We start from the raw sequence: 17,209 nt of genomic DNA, 5'->3' as shown, positions 1-17,209 counted from the left end.
CTCTTGACGGGTTGGATGTAGTCGCGATCTTTACAGCGAGCCGGGCTAACGATTTCCACTCTGGAGCTGAACAGCGCTCACGCCATAGGGGCTGAAGAAGGCCAGCACCTTGTCACCGACCTTAAACTGACCACCGAGCTGAGTTTGTTGCGTGAGGTTCAGAATATGGAGCTGCCCTTTGTCGTCTCGAATGACCATCGTTCCCGGAACACCGACCGTCATGGAGACAATTTCTCCCTGAACGGGAGGAAGAGCAAGAACGGAATTGGGCAGGCTGACTATGCTCATGACCAGAAAAATAAGACCGCCCAGTACTCCCAACACAAGCCGGTCCATGGCCATCTTTCCTTTCTTCATGAGGGACGGTTCGCATATGAGCAGCATGAGTGTGTGCGAGATCTACTCGGTGCCGTCTCCGATCAGTGTACCAGGATGTCCGTCACTTATGTACATGATAGCGGGAGGATATCCTGTGCAGGTGGGCCACAAGCTGAGCGAGCGATGTGGCGGTTTCTCGTTGTACTGCTGTCGCCGGGGTTGTACAAGCACCTGCACATGCCAGACAGGTCTCAAGCGAACGCGGTGGCCCGTTCTTCAATTTTGACTTATAGACGTTGAAATCGTCTCATGTATTTGTGATAGATCAAACATGATCACCTCCACCTTCTGCTTGCTTCCAGGGGTAGGACGCATCACGGAACGCCGACTGTGGCGGGAAGGGATGACCACCTGGTCGGATTTCCTCGTTGCTCCTTCCATTCGGGGTATCAGCGCAGGCCGGAAGGCGCTGTATGACGAGGGCATCTCGGAAGCTCAAGCACATTATACGCGAGACGATGCACGCTACTTCGGCGCAGTCCTGCCTCAGCGAGAGCAGTGGCGGCTCTACGAATGGCTTCGTGAGCGGGCGGTGTATCTGGACATCGAAACCGATTCGTGCGGACAGATCACGGTCGTAGGGTGCTACGGTCGCGGCCGGTTTACCTCGTTCGTCCGCGGTGAGTCGCTGAATGTCCGGCAGCTTGCGGATGAATTGTCGCAGTACGATCTACTGGTGACGTTTTGCGGGACGACGTTCGATGTGCCGATGTTGCTCGCGCAGTATCCGGACCTTCCCCTAGACCAACCCCACATCGACCTCTGTTTTATGGGTCGGCAGCTCGGGTATCGAGGCGGACTCAAGGCTATTGAAGCGCAATTGGAGATTACTCGCGCCTCTGATCTGCAGGGCTTGAACGGCCATGATGCGGTGTTGCTCTGGAATCGATGGCGACACAGTCATGATGGGAACGCCAGAGAACGGCTACTCGGCTACAACGAAGCGGATTGCGTGAATCTGGAGCGGCTGGCCGATACCTTCTACTGCGAAATGGTCCGCCGGTTAGAAGTTGGCATCAAGTCAACTGTTGGATAATTGGGGATAGGCTACTATGACCGTGGAGCGATCGATACGCCCCGCACTTCTGTCCGATCACTCATTCCTCAATAACCTGCCGTCATCAAGGCGAACACCACAGCCGCTATCACGACAATCGCGATAGCGATCAACATGAGCGGAGGATGGGCACCAAACATTCCAGGCATGGGCTACCTACTCGTTTAGGTTAAGGTTCAGGTTCAGCCTAGCGCTTATCGTTGCCGGCTGTCCAGTAGCAGAGCCGAGCACCTGTCCGGCGGTCAGAGAAGGCGGCTGCACGATTCAAGATCCGATCCCATGCTTCTCTCGTGCGTTTCGTTCTCGATTAAGAAGCCATAACCTTGTGAGGGCCGCCCGACAGTGGTTGGTAACGGTCCACACTTTCACGGTTTGCACACACTTGACCGATAAATAGCTAATATGTACAATTTAGCTGTATTAATTATTAATTCCTTTCGAGACATCATGCCGAAGCTCACATTCAGAAACAGCCGTGGAGAGCTTATGGACATCTCCACCGTCGCAGCCACGAAAGTCAAGAACGAGTTCGGCGCGATCCTAGAGAAAACGCTGCAGAGCGGCGCGGTCGTCATTACTCGTCACGATAGGCCCAAGGCCGTGCTCCTCTCGTTCGCCGAGTTCGAATCGCTGGTGAAAGAACGCAGCCGTTCGCTGGACGATCTGAACGAGGAGTTCGACGAATCGCTGGCCCGCATGCAGACGAGGCAAGCGCGGAAGGGTGTAGAGGCCGCCTTCAACGCCTCTCCAGAGGAACTTGGGCGCGCCGCAGCCACGGCTGCCAAAAAGCATCGCGCACCGGCGCGCAAGCGTGCGCGGCGTGCGTCTGCCATGCGGGCATGAGCACTTCCCGTCGGCCACGTATTCATGTGCTGGCCGGCGTCAATGGGGCGGGGAAGAGCAGCATCGGCGGCGCGGCTGTCCGTCAACACGGAGGCGAATATTTCAATCCGGACGAAGCGGCCCGCGCCCTCAGGGAGAAAGATCCTACGCTAACACAGGCAGACGCCAACGGCGCAGCTTGGCATCAGGGCGTGAGGCTGCTGAAGTGGGCGATCGAAAAGCGCCTAGACTTTACCTTTGAGACCACCCTCGGCGGGAAAACCATCACAAGCCTCCTTGCACAAGCAGCCGAACAGGGCATCGAGGTGCATGTCTGGTACGTGGGACTGTCCAGCCCGGAATTACACATCGTACGCGTGCAGGCCCGAGTCAGCCGAGGCGGGCACGACATTCCCCCGCACGACATCCATCGCCGCTACGAACATAGCCGTCTCAACCTCATCGCCCTGCTTCCGCTCTTCACCACCCTCCACATGTACGACAACAGCGCGGACGCAAACCCTTCAGCAGGCCGAACACCGCAGCTGAAACCGGTGCTGCATATGGAACATGGCAGAATTCTCGGTCCGCCGGACCTGGCATCCACGCCGAACTGGGCCAAACCGATCGTCGCCGCAGCGCTCAAGCTGCACCGCTCATAAACTCGTTCGATGCTCATGATCACAAACCTACCTCGATTTCCGCTTGACACCTTTCTCACACCTCGCGTTATCTTTCTTTCATAGTTACTGGCACTAATGGTAGACAACCGCGTGACAACTTCCATCGACGTTTACATCGGCTCTCCGCTAGAACAGCAATCCGAAAGATCCTTCCTCAATCACATCTGTGATGATCTTCGTCAAGCCAATTGTGCGGCCATCATCCTAGCAAACTTCACCCCGCCGACTCGTCCTCGCCAGATCGACTTTTTTGTTGTGACGGAGCGCTGTGCGGCACTCATCGAACTGAAGGCATTTAACCAGCCAGTGGAGGGCGAAATTAACGGTGAGTGGGCTTTGGTTCTGCCAGACGGGTCGAGAAAGAAGCTCCTCTTACCCAATCCTCATACGCAAGCTGTCCAATGCAAGTATGCGCTTAGTGATGAAGTCCGCAAGCTTTCTGCAAAACACCCAGACCAGTGGCTCATCCCTGGCAATGACTACTTTTACCAATCTGTAGAAGGAATTGTTTGCATTTATCCTGAAATCCCAATGGGCTCGACTGTGACAGAAGGAAACTTTAAAGCCAAGGTAGTCGGCTACCGGGAGTGTCTGAAAACTCTAACTCTCACAGGCTCACGATCACCAAACTGGAACAAGAAGCAATGGCAAGCCCTTGTCATGTATCTCGCGTTGACGAAATGGGAGAAAGATAGCCAGCTCCGAGACACTACAGCTGATGAGGCTCTCTCGTCGGTCTCAAGCTATGTCGAACGTTTTTATGATTTTTGGAGGCCGCGGATTGGAAAGCTTGTTCCTCTTACGCTTCGAGGGACAGACCGCACATGTAAAACTACAGAGGTGATCGGGATCATTTCGGAGGGCAAGCACTACCAAATCATCGGACCTTCTGGAAGCGGGAAAACAGAACTACTTCTTCACATCGCCTTGCAGTCTCTAGCGAACGGCATCGTCATCATCTTTGTGCAGGTGAAAAACTATGACGGCGACCTGTCACATCTTCTCGATGTGAGCGTGTCCTACCTTCATCCGGGTAACTTTGCGGACTTAATGCATCGATGCAAGACTCTCAATAAACGGACAGCCCTGCTTGTGGATGCGTTCAACGAATGTCCTCATGATAAGAAAGACAGATTCTTGCAGGAACTCCAATCTTTGGTTCTCAAAGAACCGCTTCCCGTCATTATCACCGCTCAGAGTCAGCTACAGCTACCGCAGCATCTCAGGGGTGAAACACTGACTTTTGCTGACCTCTCTTTGGAGGAGAGAAAGGCCGTCTTTGAGGCGCACTCGGGTGACTTCCATGGAGACGTGGCGAGCTTGCTACAGCCGTTTAAGACTCCTCTTGAATTGAGCCTGGCGGGGCAATGTCTTTCAGATTCTATGGCAAGTGTGCCCCACATGACAAAGGCTGATTTGCTGGAAACCTATACGCGTCGCCTTACGGAGAGGACTGGCGAGCCGCTAAGGGTCCGTGAGCTCTTCATGAGGATGGCGGAGGCAATGGCGGATCAGTTTACCTATAGTCTTCCGCTTCGGGAGATAGAACAGATTGCATCAACTATTTCTGACCATCCGTCTTCCTCTATCGATCTGCTCACTAGTGCCTTACAGTCCAATCTCGTAGAGGTTCGCTACAACCGCGGCTCTTTTCGCCACGAACAATTCCAGTTGTATTTTGAAGCCGAAGCGTTTCTGCGACACAATCCGGAGAGGCAGCTCCTGCCCTCAAATCTCGCTCGCCCGCGCCATCGACATTTATCTGACCTAGTAATCCCGATGATCAGTGATGACACGGTGTTACGAAATACGCTGGTTGCCTTGGAAGATGTTGAGACAGTCTTGGCCTGCTTACGTGGTATTTGGGGGCCGCTCGCAAGGAGCTTAGCGCTGAAGGACGCAGAACAGGTCCTACATGCATGTTTTATCAATGCAATGGAGTTCAGAGCCCGCATTGAGGATCAAGATGACAAGACTCTGTTGCTTGTATCGGGTCGTCGAACCTTATCGAGCTATGACATGGTTCTTTTGAGCGCAGTAGGACAGGCCTTGTACGAAGACATCTTGTTGGATGAAACTTTATCATTGATCCGACGGACTGACACGAATGTAGACCAAATAGTAAAGAGATGGCCTCCTGAAAACAGAAAGCACAGAGAGCAATGGTTTGCAGAGATGTATGTTGTCCAACATCCCGGTAGCACGGCAGCATGGCCTACTTCGTTAATTGCTACGTCATGCCATAACTCATGGAATTCCCAACTGGTTCTGCCGGTACTTCCAAAAATCTCAAGGATACTTGAAGGCTCGGAGCGTCCTACGCCTGGTGAATTGTATGTGTGTTGCCTCTTGCTTAGACGGTGGCACTGGAAGGGCGAACCTCCAAGTTATCTCCCGAAACTCTTACGACTATCCTGGTGCACTGAGCTCTATCATCTCCAACTGCAAGCGCTTCAATTCGTTCAGGGGTGCGCACATGAAACAATCGGACCTTTGCGAGATGAGATTGTTGAAGTACTTTCTGGGTTTGAAACGAACAACCTTTTCCTCAATACACAATTGGTGGAAACAAGTATGGCTTACGACTTGATCGAGCCGACGGTCGATGCTGAAAGCGCAGCCAAGGAGATTGACGAGATTATTACGGCAGTCGATACCCAGCAAGCCCGAGAATGGGCGTATTCGGCAATAAGCAAGCAATTCGAGGATGTATTTCAGGGCGCTTATTACACTGCAATCCGTGAGCTGTCCAAAGATGACCTCGTTACCCTCTATACACGAGGTTCGCTTGGAGCTCCCAGCTATGGATTTGCCTGTGATTACATCCTTGAAGAGCTGATCACATTGCGCGATGCAAGGGCATCGCCTGCATTTGAGAGATGGGCGACAGAAATAGACGTGGAATCCATGAACATACAGGAAACTGCTCGCGTATTTGCACTCGCACAATGTGGATGTGCCATTTTTCGACCCTTCCCGGCACAACTGGCCAACCTAGACTCAGACGCGAAACGTGCTTGGCAGCTCTATGGGGAGATCTTGTTCTGGGGAAATAAATCGACACTATCTCATGAGGACATCCTGGCGAAGTGTACGCCCCTTTGGGAGAAGTTGAGGAAAGAGATTCCTTTCGAAGCCATCGACCCGTTGATGCATCTGTGGAATGCTGGTCCGTCACTAGATATGAAGCTTCCCATAAAGGGCCTTCGAGAATTAGCCGCCGACTTTCAGGACATAGTGCAATCATTGCTGGAATTTGGTTTGGTCAACCGAGAAAGGCTCATCACCATCTTTGAGCGTTCGGCTTCATTTCAGAAAAACAGACGGACTATGTTCCTCATCGAACTTCTCGGTGAACTTGGTACATTATCGAGTATAAAAGTGTTGGAGACATTGACTGAAACACCGGACTACGGCCAGACTTCAGTTGAAGCCATCCGCTCGATCCGAAAACGAGGCGAATAACGTCATCGGTATATCGTTCACCTCTAACTTCTAAGGCCGTAAATATGCCTCTCAATCATGAACACGAGGCGCCTAATTTTCGATCGATGGTTCCCGACGGCTTAAGAAGTAACTTCTTCCGCCCACCTCTTTTCTCCCCTCTCATGTCTCCGTTATAATCCGCGTTGCTCATGGGAACACTTATGACCACTGCTAAACCCGAATATAGGGAACGCCTCCGTCAGCTGGCCGAGCTGATGCTCGCTGTGTCGGGCGAATCGGTCACGATGATGAAGCGCAATGCCCCCGACCAGGCACTGAAGCTCAAGCGCCAGGATGAGTGGGGCATCTACCTGGAATTTCTCAAGGTCATGTTCAATCTCACGGACCGGCTGGTGGCTCTGCATATCCCGCTGAAGGACCAGATGGAATTCATGAACGGGTTGGAAGACGCCGTAACGCAACAGTTGAAGCATGTGCTGGAGCCGGCGTTTGGGAACAACGCGGATCAGATGGAAATCGTGCTGACGATCGGCACGACCGTCGCAGAAAGTCGACAGACCTATGAGAGATATAAGTTTTTGATCTCCGAAGACTCCAAGACCAAGAACGAAATGTTCCGCGAGTTCGGCGACAAAGTGGCTGACGCCCTCGGCGCAGCCGGCAATGCGCAACTCAGCTCAGCGGCGACGCTCTGTGCCAGCGCCGTCGTGCCGGCCCTCAGTGCGGTACTACAAGGGCAGGTTCCTCCCTCTCAGGAAGCATCACAGACCGCGCCTCTCCCCGTTGAGACCTTAACTGAACAGAAAAAATCGACCGGCCAAGAGATCAAACTCGTCAGCGTGATGTCGAGTGTGACAGGTGAAGAAGTCGAGACGCGTTGGGGACTCCACCCACGGTTCCGTGAGGACCTCACCCCCTCCGAACTCCAGCAACTCACCAAACTCTTGAACAGAGTCGCAAAAATCGTTGGCGAACGGTATGCCGCCGTGGCATTCTCCAGAGACTGGGCTTCGTGGCATAAGGCAGGCCACGCCTGACCCAGCCGGTGATCGCCCGCCGTTGCCGATACCGAATGCATGATCTTGACCAAAGGAGTGTTTGTGGATGTACGTAATGCGGTGAAGAGTTCCTCCGGGTCGCTTCCCCAGAGCCTCAAGCGTCTGCCCGAACTGGCGCAAAATCTCTGGTGGAGTTGGACATTGGAAGCTCGCCAGCTGTTCGAACTAATCGATCCGACCCTGTGGTTCCTCACGAACCACAACCCGGTCAAACTCTTGTCCGATGTCAAACCCGACCGGTTGACACGATTGGCCGAAGACCCGTCGTTTCTCCGGCAATACTCGGCGGTGTTCCGCTTGTTCGACGAGTATCTTGCCAACAAGAAGAGTTGGGCCGGAACGAACCATGCCGATTTGACAAAGACCACCATTGCGTATTTCTCCGCTGAGTTTGGGTTACATGCCTCTGTTCCTATTTATAGCGGCGGTCTCGGGATCTTGGCCGGAGACCATTGTAAAGAGGCGAGCGATCTTGGCTTGCCGATCGTCGGCATCGGATTCATGTACCCGCAAGGGTATTTCCGCCAGCGGATCACGCCGGAAGGTTGGCAAGAGGCGGCCTACTCCCCCTTCAACCGCGAGGAATCTCCGGTTCATCCGGCCCTGACTCCGTCTGGAGAGTCATGCCGATTTGCCGTTGAAATGGGCAGTCGCCGCGTGACCGCAGCAGTGTGGAAAGTGCTGGTGGGAAGAATCCCGCTCTTTCTCATCGATACGGATGTGCCGGAGAACAGTCCGGAGGATCGCGCCCTCTCCGCCCGTCTCTACGGCGGGGATCAAGAAATGCGGCTCTGTCAGGAAATTTTGCTGGGGATCGGCGGCGTGCGCATGTTGCGCTCGCTCGGCATCTCACCATCAGTGTGGCATGCCAACGAAGGTCACTCAGCCTTTCTCACCTTGGAGCGGGTCCGCGAGTTTGTTCAAACGGGTTCGACCCATGCGGAAGCCAGCGAGCTGGTCCGTCAGAGCACCGTCTTCACGACGCACACACCGGTGCCGGCCGGGCATGACGTCTTCCCGCACCATCTGATGGATCGATATTTTGCCGGCTACTGGGAGCAGCTGGGCCTCTCGCGCGACGAATTTCTCCACCTGGGCGAAACTCCCGAGTCGAGCGGGCACGGATTCAACATGACCGCGCTGGTCATGCGCCTGTCGGCCCACGTCAACGGCGTCAGCCGCGAACATGGCCGCGTGACTCGCGACATGTGGCAGCATTTCTGGCCGGGGCTGCCGATCGACCAGGTCCCAATCCGCAGCGTAACGAACGGCATTCATGCGCCGACTTGGATCTCGGCGGAGCTGCACCATCTGTACAGCAAGTCGCTCAGCCCGACCTGGACCCACACCTGCGATGATCCCATCATGTGGCAGCGGGTGATGGATGTTCCCGACCATGAGCTGTGGGCGGTTCGGCAAACGATGAAGCGGAAACTGATGGGATTCATCCGTGAACGAGCCAGAGACGGCTGGATGCAGGGCCATTTGCAGCCGTCCCAAGTCCTCACGCGCGGCACACTCCTGGACCCCGAAGCATTAACCATTGGATTTGCCAGACGGTTCGCGACGTACAAACGGGCCACGTTGCTCTTCCAAGAACTGGAACGGTTGAAGGCGCTCCTCCAAGACCGCTGGAGGCCGGTCCAACTCATTTTTGCAGGCAAGGCCCATCCTGCCGACGAGCTGGGTCGATACTTCATTCACGAGGTGCTGACCTTCTGCCATGACCACAAGCTGGGAGGCCGCCTCGCCTTCCTGGAAGATTACGAGATGCACATGGCGAAGTATCTCGTCCAAGGCGTCGACATCTGGTTGAACACCCCTCGCTTTCCGATGGAGGCCAGCGGCACCAGCGGCATGAAAGCCGCCCTGAACGGCGTGTTGAACCTCAGTGTTCTCGATGGATGGTGGGTCGAAGGGTATAACGGGGCCAATGGGTGGGGAATCCAACCCTTGACCGAGCCGGCCGACGCGCAGGCGCAAGACCAACATGATGTGGAGCAGGTCTATCGTGTGTTGGAACAGGAAGCCGTCCCGCTGTTCTATCAGCGCGATCGCGACGGAATCCCTCGGGGTTGGCTCCAAATGGTCAAAGAATGTATCCGTACGATCGCGCCCCAGTTCTGCACCACGCGCATGTTGAAGGACTATGTTGGTCTGCTGTACCGCGCCGCCACTGTGCGGCTACCGACGACATGGTAACTCGGTTCGGCGCAGCGGATCGTCATCTGCTGCGCGACCTGCCTTCCGATCCAATCACAATGACGCGCGTCATCGGCGCCCTCATTCTGCTCCTCATCGCCGCGCCTCTCTTTGCTGCATCGGTCGGAACCTCTTCCACGGTCGAATCGAAAGCCGCATCCCTCTTCAAAGCCGGTGACTACTCCGAAGTGACATCGCTCTACCGAAGTCTTCCGCCCGACGCGACACCCTCGAACGAATTCCTCCGTCTCGCCGTGCTGAGTTATGTACGCTTGGGACGAGCAGACGAAGCCCTGACGGTCTATGGGAAATTGATCCAGCCTGGACAGCCTCATGATGCGTCGCTCCTTCGTCTAGTGGCACTGGGAGTCATCACGAGCCATGTTCGTGATCGCAAAGAGCATGTCCGCATCGCGGCCTACTCGGCCCTCGCGGAATTAGGGCTACCGGAAACCGTCGCGATTTTGGAAGATGGTTTGCTCGATCCCTCCGTCGTCGTACGAGCGCGGGCCGCAGAAGCGATCGGAAAAGCAGGGCTGGCGGCAAAGTCCGGCGCCTTGCGACGTGCATTGCGGGATGAGATGCCGACCGTGCGCATCGCCGCCATGACCGCGCTCGGCGAGGCGAACGCCACCGACGTTCAACAGCGATTGCTCGACGTCGCGCGTGCAGAAGACGGACCCGAAGCGATTTTTGCGTATGCAGCCTTGTTTAAGCTGGGTCATTCCGAGAAGCTGGACGACATCACCAGCGCGGCCACCTTGCCGGACGCAGAGACGAGGATGGCAGCGCTGGGGGTATTGGGACGCCTCAAACGTCCGGCAAGTCTGGCAGTCCTGGCCCAAGCTGTGTATGATCCTGATCCATCGGTGCGCGCGTTCGCTGCCGGAGCACTGGGAGAATTCGGCTCCCCGGACGGCGTGGCTCCGCTGACGCATGCCATTGGAGACGAAATGGCGATGGTTCGCGGCGTTGCTGCGGCAAGTCTTGGAAAGCTCGGCATCAAGGGAAACCGGCCCTTATTGTCGGCACTCACCAGAGATCCGAATCTGCATGTCCGCGCCAGCGCCGCGGAAGGGTTGATTCGCCTCGACGATCCGTCCGCCCTCACGCTGGCAACCGAGCTGACTCGGCATTCCGACCCGTCCATTCGCGGCGCAGCGGCGCAGGCCTTGAGTGCCTCTGCCGACAAGGAGGCCCTGGCGGTGCTCCAAACTCTCTTGCATGACCAGCAGCCGCTTCCTCGCCTGATGGCCGCCAAGGGACTGCGGAAAAGCAGCGCCGGTGCCATCCCTATCTTGGTGGAAGCCTTGCATGACTCGGATGAGGCCGTGCGTATCGCGACAGCCGGCAGCCTGTTCCAACAACTGGCCCGCGGGAGTTCGTCGAAACGACGCTCCTAACCGAGGACCACTATGATTAAATTTCTCGTTGTCGTGGCGTTGCTTGTCGGGGCATTCGGAGCAGGCTACTATCTCGGACAGCGGCCGGTTGGAACGTTGCAGCGAACGGTCGCGGAACTTCAACAGTCGTTGAAGGATGTGTCCAGAGACGTGTTGGACACGACACGCGGGATCGAGCGCGATCTCCGTCGGCGTCAGGGCCTCGTGGAGGCCAAATCTCGGTTGATCCAGGCGAAGGCACACCTCACCGATCGCAATTTCGGCGACGCAGCGAAAGAATTGTCCGAGGCCGTCAATGCCGTGGAGAACATCACAAAAGGAGTCAAGCCCGATCAGTCGACCAAAGATTTACTGGATATGGCCGGATCGCTACGGAAGGTGAAGTCGGACATCGAGACGGGGAAACCGGTGTCGCTGAAGAAGCTGGACGAACTCCAGCAGAAAATGGATCAACTGCTGAATACATAACTCAGGCGTTGGCCGGTAAAGAGATCGGTTGATTCTTCCACTTTGCCAGAATCCGCTCCACCCGCATCTTCACGACCATATCGGGGTCTTTGAGCAGCGGCTTGATCGCCTCGCGGCCCCGCTCGTCACCGATCGATTCCAACGCTGCGGCGGCTGTCAGGCGCGTAAACCAATCTTTATCACCGAGCATTGTAATGAGCGGATCAATGGCCTCGCTGCTTTTGATCCGTCCCAAGGCCAGCACGGCGCACTTGCGGACATTTTCATCTTTGTCCCGAAGGGTTCCGATCAGCCTTACGACGGACGGTTCACCAAGTGCGACCAACGCATCAACGGCATCGTCTTTGAACTCGTCGTTCCGAAGCTGAAGCATCAGAGGATCCAGCACCCGTTCGTCACGGATCTTCCCGAGCGCCGCGATGGCGGATCTACGAACATCCCAATCACGGAGCAGTTTGAGGAGGGTCTCAACGGCGAGAGAGCCCAATTGTCCCATCGCTTCGATCGCGACTTCCCGGACCTGCCAATCACCATCGCGCAATGCGCGGGCCAGTGGTTTGATGCACCGCTCATCCCCCATCTCGCCCAGCGTAATGACCGCTTCGCGACGGACCACCCAGTCGGGATCGCCCAGCAGATCGATCTGGATGTCGATTTCATCCTTCACCTGCTCTTCGTCAAGCGCGATGGTATCTTGGCCGATCACTAACGCATCGGCAGCAGGAGAACCAGCTTGCATCTGATCGACCACAGCATCGGCGACGGGCCCGTCACCGGGTTGCCTGCTGAGAGGGTTGCTGCTTTGGGGAGACTGTTCCGGTTCTTGTGCCATGGAATCTGTACCTGTCTTGACTGTGACAGCTGAAGGACTATGTCGATGCAGGGGTTGCAGCCGCACCTGTACTTCCAGCTGCTCGTTTCTTCCGCTGCGCGAGGGCCCGCCGCTTACGCTGTTCTCTCTTCAACCGTTTTCTCAATGACCGGACTGCGGCATCCCCCTCCAGGTTGCTGTGGGTGGTCAGCTTTGCGGCGATCTTCTTCTTCAACTTCACTTCATCCGGTTCCTCTGCCCGCTTCTTGGCCATCGATCCATGCCTCCCCTTATATAATATACTGAACGTATTCTCGGCTGCTGACGAGGGAGGTGCAGTCTAGTGGAGAGCTTTGCACCCTGTCAACTTGGATAGGCTCAGCACGGTCATCACCCTCGATGAAATACGAATGCGAGGTCTCGTGTCGACAGGAAAAGGGGGCCGAGAGGCCCGCTCGATGTCATCAACAAAATGGAATTAACTGAGGATCAACGATGCGACCGGAGTGGAGATGTGATGAGCCACCGCGAGCATGGCAAGGGCCCAGCGATTCCGCCTTGCAATCCAGAGGTCGCCTGGAAATTGTCGAGCCGGAGGGGCCATCCCGGATGACGTCCGATCGGTCCGCGACCCCGTATCGGCAAGAAGTGAAGCAGCTTGGTCTGAGTATTGTTCCGACAGCACCATCAGTTCCGGGCGGCGTTCGCCGACAATCTCCACCTGCACATACGCCAACCCTCCGTGCGCCATACCCAACCGGACGGCCGCACCATGAGAAAGATCGAGAATGCGGCCCTTCTCGTAAGGCCCCCGGTCGGTAATCCGCACATAGACATGTTTACCATTCGTCAAATTAACCACACGCACCACACTCCCGAGCGGCATGGTCCGATGAGCAGCTGTCAACGCCTCCATATCGAACAGCTCGCCGTTCGCCGCCTGTCTGCCATGAAACTGTTCACCGTACCACGAAGCGACTCCTCGATCTTTGATCCCTACATCCAGCTGCGTATCCCCCTTGGGAACCCAAGAACAAGCCCCTAACGAAAGGCACAGGATTATAGCGAAGGATGTGGATGACGAGCGCCCACTATGGCGAAGCTCAGTGTACATGCGGGTATCGCGCCTCCCTCTGTTGTGAGCAATGAGACCTCTGGTCGATTCAGAGTATGAAAGGCCTGGGACTTCGACAATACCGACTGGAGTACCGGTTCCCCCACCTCCGTATGGATTCCTCCGTTCCACAATCGAGAGGTGATCGCACCGAAAACGCAAAGGCTAGGCTTCCTCGCCACCTCTATATAAATGAGTCGGGACTTTAATTCAACATCTGTCGATCAAACGGAGTCGGCAGCAACGCGTCGAACCTCTTCGAAGCCCTCCTCCTCGCGGAGCTGTTGATATCCATCTGAGTGACGAAGAGTCGTCTTCGAGCCGCCACGTCCCCGGTATTGTGTAGATGACCCTGATATCCCACCCTAGATATTGACTGCCTCGGACGGAATGAGTAAGATCCCGAGTCAAACAACAGGGTAGAGTTTCTAGAGCGCTACCGCTCCATTACTCCGCAGATGTTCGCACCAATATCACATTCGTGATCGACGTCCAAAACATTACCAAGCGGTATGGCCATCATACGGCTATCGATCGCGTCACCTTCTCGGTGGCCAAGGGAGAGGTGTTGGCATTCCTTGGCCCCAACGGTGCGGGCAAAACAACCACCATGCGGATTTTGACCTGCTTCATGCCGGCGACAGAAGGCACGGCGCGCGTGGCGGGGTTTGATTGTACCGATCAGCCATTGGAAGTGAAACGACAGATCGGCTATTTGCCGGAAACGCCGCCGGTCTACCAAGAACTGACGGTGGTGGAATATCTGACCTTTGCCGGACGACTCCGTGGGATCTCGGGACAGAAGCTCTCGTCGGCAATCGACCAATCTATTGAACGACTTGAGCTGGGCTCAGTCCGCCATCGACTGATCGGCAACCTGTCTCGCGGCTATCGCCAGCGAGTGGGGCTCGCGCAATCGTTGTTACACGATCCTCAGGTGCTGATCCTCGATGAACCGACGGTGGGCCTTGATCCCAAGCAGATCATTGAAATTCGAGAGCTCATCAAGAGCCTGGCCGGCTCGCATACCGTGATCCTCAGCACGCATATTCTCCCGGAGGCCACGGCCGTCTGCCAACGGGTCGTCATCATCAATAAAGGCCGCATCGTCGCCGAAGATACCCCTGCACAGTTGTCGGCTCGATTGCGTCAATCGGAGAAAGTTTCGATTACGCTCAAAACATGCCCGGCGGACTGTGAGATGAAGCTTCGTGCGATTCCCGGCGTTCTCAATGTTTTTCCTGGGCAAGCGGGAGGAAGCTTTCTGATCGAATGCGAGCTGGGTCGTGATCTACGGGACGAGATCGCGCGTGTAGCCGTGTTCAATCAGTGGGGATTGCTCGAGCTCCGCACTGTGTCGATGACCTTGGAAGACGTCTTCCTCCAGCTCACGCGTCACGAGGACCACCTCTCCGAGCCGGCTGAGACCATGGTGGGCATGGCTTCCGCCGAAAGGACGGACGCGTAGGAGCCTATGACCCCGGTACATGCCGTCATCGCCAAGGAACTGCGCGGGTATTTCGTGTCGCCCATTGTCTACGTGGTCGGCGCGGTCTTTCTGTTGATCTTCGGACTGCTCTCCTACCTCTACGTCGGTTTCGCCGGCGCACAAGCCATCCAAATGATGCAGATGCAAGGTGGATTGGCCCAGATCAACTTGAACGATTTGGTGTTTCGGAATCTCTTCGCGAGCATGCGGATCGTCCTCGTAATTATTCTGCCCATCCTGACCATGCGGTTGTTCGCGGAAGAGCGCAAGTTGCGCACCTTCGAGTTTCTGATGACCTCACCGATCAGGATCAATGAAATCGTCGTCGGCAAGTTCGTCAGCGTGTTCTTGATCTATCTCGGCCTCGTAGGGCTCACCATATTGGTCCCGACGGTGCTGATGCTCTTCAGCGACTTCGATTGGAATCCGATCTGGACCGGCTATTTAGGAATGGTGCTGCTGGGCGCCCTGTTTCTTTCCGTGGGCCTGTTCGCCTCAGCGTTGACGGAGAATCAAATTGTCGCCGCGTTTGTCAGTTTCGGCATGCTTCTGACCATCTGGCTGATCGCCGGATTGGGAAGTCTTTTCGGAGATAGTACCGCAGGCCGCATTATCTCGTATGTTTCATACATGGAACACTATGAACGATTGGTGCGGGGGCTGATCGACACGAGCGACCTCATCTACTTCGGTAGCGGGTTGGCGCTCATGCTGTTCCTCACGTATCGCGTCGTGGAGTCGACCAGCTGGAAATGAGCCTGAAATCCTTTCCTCTCGGCATTCTCGGAATCGCCCTGGGCGTCGGCGGCATGATCACGTATAGCCTTCGACCTGATTGGCTGTGGGTCGTCACGGCCGCGGAGGGGGCGGCACTGGTCTGTTTGGTGCTGTTCTTCGTTCTGCATTTTGAGACCGTCAAGGCATTCTCAAGCCGACGGTCGACCAGGATGGGGCTGAACAGCTTTCTCATGATCGCCCTCTTTTCCAGCATTTTGGTCATCGTGAACTTTTTGGCCTCACGACACTCGATACGTTGGGACTTTTCCGAAAACCAGAACTTCACCCTCGCCCCGCAGACCCATCGGGTGCTCCGAACCTTGCCGCACGACGTCAAGATCACGGTCTTCACGAGGGAAAAGGATCCCGGCTATCAACCATACAAGGAACGACTGGAAAGTTATCGGCAAGCCTCCACCAAGCTCAGCGTAGAATTCATCGATCCGGAAAAACAGCCGAAGATCGCCCAAAGCTACGGGATCTTCCGAACCGATACCGCGATTTTCGAGAGCAACGGCCAAACGATCCGCGTCACCTCACCGTCGGAAGTGGAGCTCACCGGCGCCCTGATTCGCATTTCCAAGGACGCCAAGAAGCGCATCGTCTTCGTCGAAGGCCACAGCGAGTTGAGTGTAGAAGACAAAGACCGCAACGGTCTCTCCATCGCCAAAGAAGCCCTGACTCGGCAAGGTTATGACGTCGGTACCGTCTCGCTCCTCAAGGAGTCGGCTGTGCCGGAGAATACGTCGGTGCTGGTGTTGGCCGGTCCTCGTCGTCCCGTGACGAAGGAAGAACAGGAACGCATCAGGGCTTATGTCGAAAAGGGCGGTCATCTTTTGGTCATGGCTGACCCGGACACTCAGACAGGTCTGGAGCCGATGCTGGCCCATTGGGGGATCGGCCTAGGTCCGGGCGTGTTGGTCGATTTACAGGATCGGTTGGCGCAGGGAGACCTCACCGCGTTGCTGGTTCGGACGTTCACCGAGCATGAGATCACGCAGGATCTCACCTCTGCCGTGCTCTTGCCGCTTTCGCGACACGTCACGTTCGATGAGCAAGTCGGGAAAGATTGGGACTTTGTGCCGCTGGCTCGCACCTCGCCGAACAGCTGGGCTGAAACGAACATGCAAGGTCGGGTCGTGAGCCTGAGCGAAAAGGAAGATGTGAAAGGACCGCTTCCCATGGCTGCCGTCCTGGCGCCGAAGCAGGTTCCAGAAGAGGGCAAACCCCGACCCACCATCGTGGTGATCGGTAACTCGACCTTCGTGTCCAACGCCTTTTTCAACTTCCCCGGTAACAGCGATTTCTTTCTCCATGCAACCGGTTGGCTGGCCGAGGAACGGGACTTGATTTCCATCGCGCCTAGAGAGCCGGCGTTGCGTCCGTTCACACCCAACCCCACTCAGGAACGGGCCCTGATTTACGTTCAAGTAATTTTCCTTCCACTCGTGACGTTGCTCACCGGCATCATCGTGTGGAGGAAACGCCGCCGCCTCTAGC

At 55.9% G+C, this 17,209-nt stretch carries 15 protein-coding genes; 11 read left to right on the top strand and 4 right to left on the bottom strand.

The genetic code is table 11. The features are described from left to right. Positions 1 to 45: 45 nt before the first annotated feature. Entirely contained in the window at positions 46 to 357 is a 312-nt protein-coding gene (locus P0120_18715; protein MDF0676345.1) for a hypothetical protein, read from the bottom strand. A 292-nt stretch (positions 358 to 649) separates the two neighbouring features. On the opposite strand from P0120_18715, the gene P0120_18710 reads away from it, so the two are divergent. The 8 genes from P0120_18710 to P0120_18675 all read left to right on the top strand — a co-directional run bounded on the left by P0120_18710 (position 650) and on the right by P0120_18675 (position 11,518). Beyond that, positions 650 to 1,414 carry a ribonuclease H-like domain-containing protein gene (locus P0120_18710; GenBank protein MDF0676344.1) on the top strand — a complete coding sequence of 255 codons (765 nt, stop codon included), beginning with the start codon at positions 650 to 652 and terminating at the stop codon, positions 1,412 to 1,414. 468 nt (positions 1,415 to 1,882) lie between these two features. Next, positions 1,883 to 2,278, top strand: coding sequence for a type II toxin-antitoxin system prevent-host-death family antitoxin (locus P0120_18705; GenBank protein ID MDF0676343.1), 396 nt, complete (start codon positions 1,883 to 1,885; stop codon positions 2,276 to 2,278). Further along, positions 2,275 to 2,919 carry a zeta toxin family protein gene (locus P0120_18700; GenBank protein ID MDF0676342.1) on the top strand — a complete coding sequence of 215 codons (645 nt, stop codon included), beginning with the start codon at positions 2,275 to 2,277 and terminating at the stop codon, positions 2,917 to 2,919. The genes P0120_18705 and P0120_18700 overlap by 4 nt, the downstream gene beginning before the upstream one ends. 111 nt (positions 2,920 to 3,030) lie before the next feature. Continuing rightward, the gene (locus tag P0120_18695; protein MDF0676341.1) at positions 3,031 to 6,405 is read left to right on the top strand and encodes an NERD domain-containing protein; all 3,375 of its coding nucleotides are present in this window, start codon (positions 3,031 to 3,033) and stop codon (positions 6,403 to 6,405) included. Between the two features lie 182 nt (positions 6,406 to 6,587). Further along, complete coding sequence (locus P0120_18690) at positions 6,588 to 7,424, top strand: hypothetical protein (protein ID MDF0676340.1); 837 nt, start codon at positions 6,588 to 6,590, stop codon at positions 7,422 to 7,424. 63 nt (positions 7,425 to 7,487) lie between these two features. Then, positions 7,488 to 9,647 carry an alpha-glucan family phosphorylase gene (gene glgP / locus P0120_18685; protein ID MDF0676339.1) on the top strand — a complete coding sequence of 720 codons (2,160 nt, stop codon included), beginning with the start codon at positions 7,488 to 7,490 and terminating at the stop codon, positions 9,645 to 9,647. Continuing rightward, the gene (locus P0120_18680; protein MDF0676338.1) at positions 9,641 to 11,050 is read left to right on the top strand and encodes a HEAT repeat domain-containing protein; all 1,410 of its coding nucleotides are present in this window, start codon (positions 9,641 to 9,643) and stop codon (positions 11,048 to 11,050) included. Before glgP ends, P0120_18680 begins: the two co-directional genes overlap by 7 nt. Before the next feature lie 12 nt (positions 11,051 to 11,062). Continuing rightward, the gene (locus P0120_18675) at positions 11,063 to 11,518 is read left to right on the top strand and encodes a hypothetical protein (protein ID MDF0676337.1); all 456 of its coding nucleotides are present in this window, start codon (positions 11,063 to 11,065) and stop codon (positions 11,516 to 11,518) included. 1 nt (position 11,519) lies between these two features. Here P0120_18675 and P0120_18670 read toward each other — a convergent pair whose 3' ends face one another. From P0120_18670 to P0120_18660, 3 genes are all read right to left on the bottom strand, one after another. Further along, positions 11,520 to 12,350, bottom strand: coding sequence for a HEAT repeat domain-containing protein (locus P0120_18670; protein MDF0676336.1), 831 nt, complete (start codon positions 12,348 to 12,350; stop codon positions 11,520 to 11,522). Between the two features lie 37 nt (positions 12,351 to 12,387). After that, a complete protein-coding gene (locus P0120_18665) occupies positions 12,388 to 12,603 on the bottom strand; it encodes a hypothetical protein (GenBank protein MDF0676335.1) in 216 nt (71 codons plus the stop codon). 204 nt (positions 12,604 to 12,807) lie between these two features. Beyond that, positions 12,808 to 13,443 (bottom strand): septal ring lytic transglycosylase RlpA family protein, encoded by a 636-nt coding sequence (locus P0120_18660; GenBank protein ID MDF0676334.1) that lies wholly within the window; start codon positions 13,441 to 13,443, stop codon positions 12,808 to 12,810. A 481-nt stretch (positions 13,444 to 13,924) separates the two neighbouring features. Here P0120_18660 and P0120_18655 point away from each other — a divergent pair, with 481 nt between their 5' ends. From P0120_18655 to P0120_18645, 3 genes are read left to right on the top strand one after another with little or no spacing between them, the layout of a single operon-like run. Continuing rightward, positions 13,925 to 14,911 carry an ATP-binding cassette domain-containing protein gene (locus P0120_18655; GenBank protein ID MDF0676333.1) on the top strand — a complete coding sequence of 329 codons (987 nt, stop codon included), beginning with the start codon at positions 13,925 to 13,927 and terminating at the stop codon, positions 14,909 to 14,911. 6 nt (positions 14,912 to 14,917) lie between these two features. Next, a complete protein-coding gene (locus P0120_18650) occupies positions 14,918 to 15,688 on the top strand; it encodes an ABC transporter permease subunit (protein ID MDF0676332.1) in 771 nt (256 codons plus the stop codon). Next, the gene (locus tag P0120_18645) at positions 15,685 to 17,208 is read left to right on the top strand and encodes a DUF4350 domain-containing protein (GenBank protein ID MDF0676331.1); all 1,524 of its coding nucleotides are present in this window, start codon (positions 15,685 to 15,687) and stop codon (positions 17,206 to 17,208) included. The genes P0120_18650 and P0120_18645 overlap by 4 nt, the downstream gene beginning before the upstream one ends. The last annotated feature ends 1 nt before the right edge of the window (position 17,209 follow it).

The organism is Nitrospira sp. (genome assembly GCA_029194675.1).
Lineage (GTDB): Bacteria > Nitrospirota > Nitrospiria > Nitrospirales > Nitrospiraceae > Nitrospira_D.
Note: the sequence above shows the minus strand (reverse complement) of the source record. Positions and strands in the feature narration are given on the sequence as shown.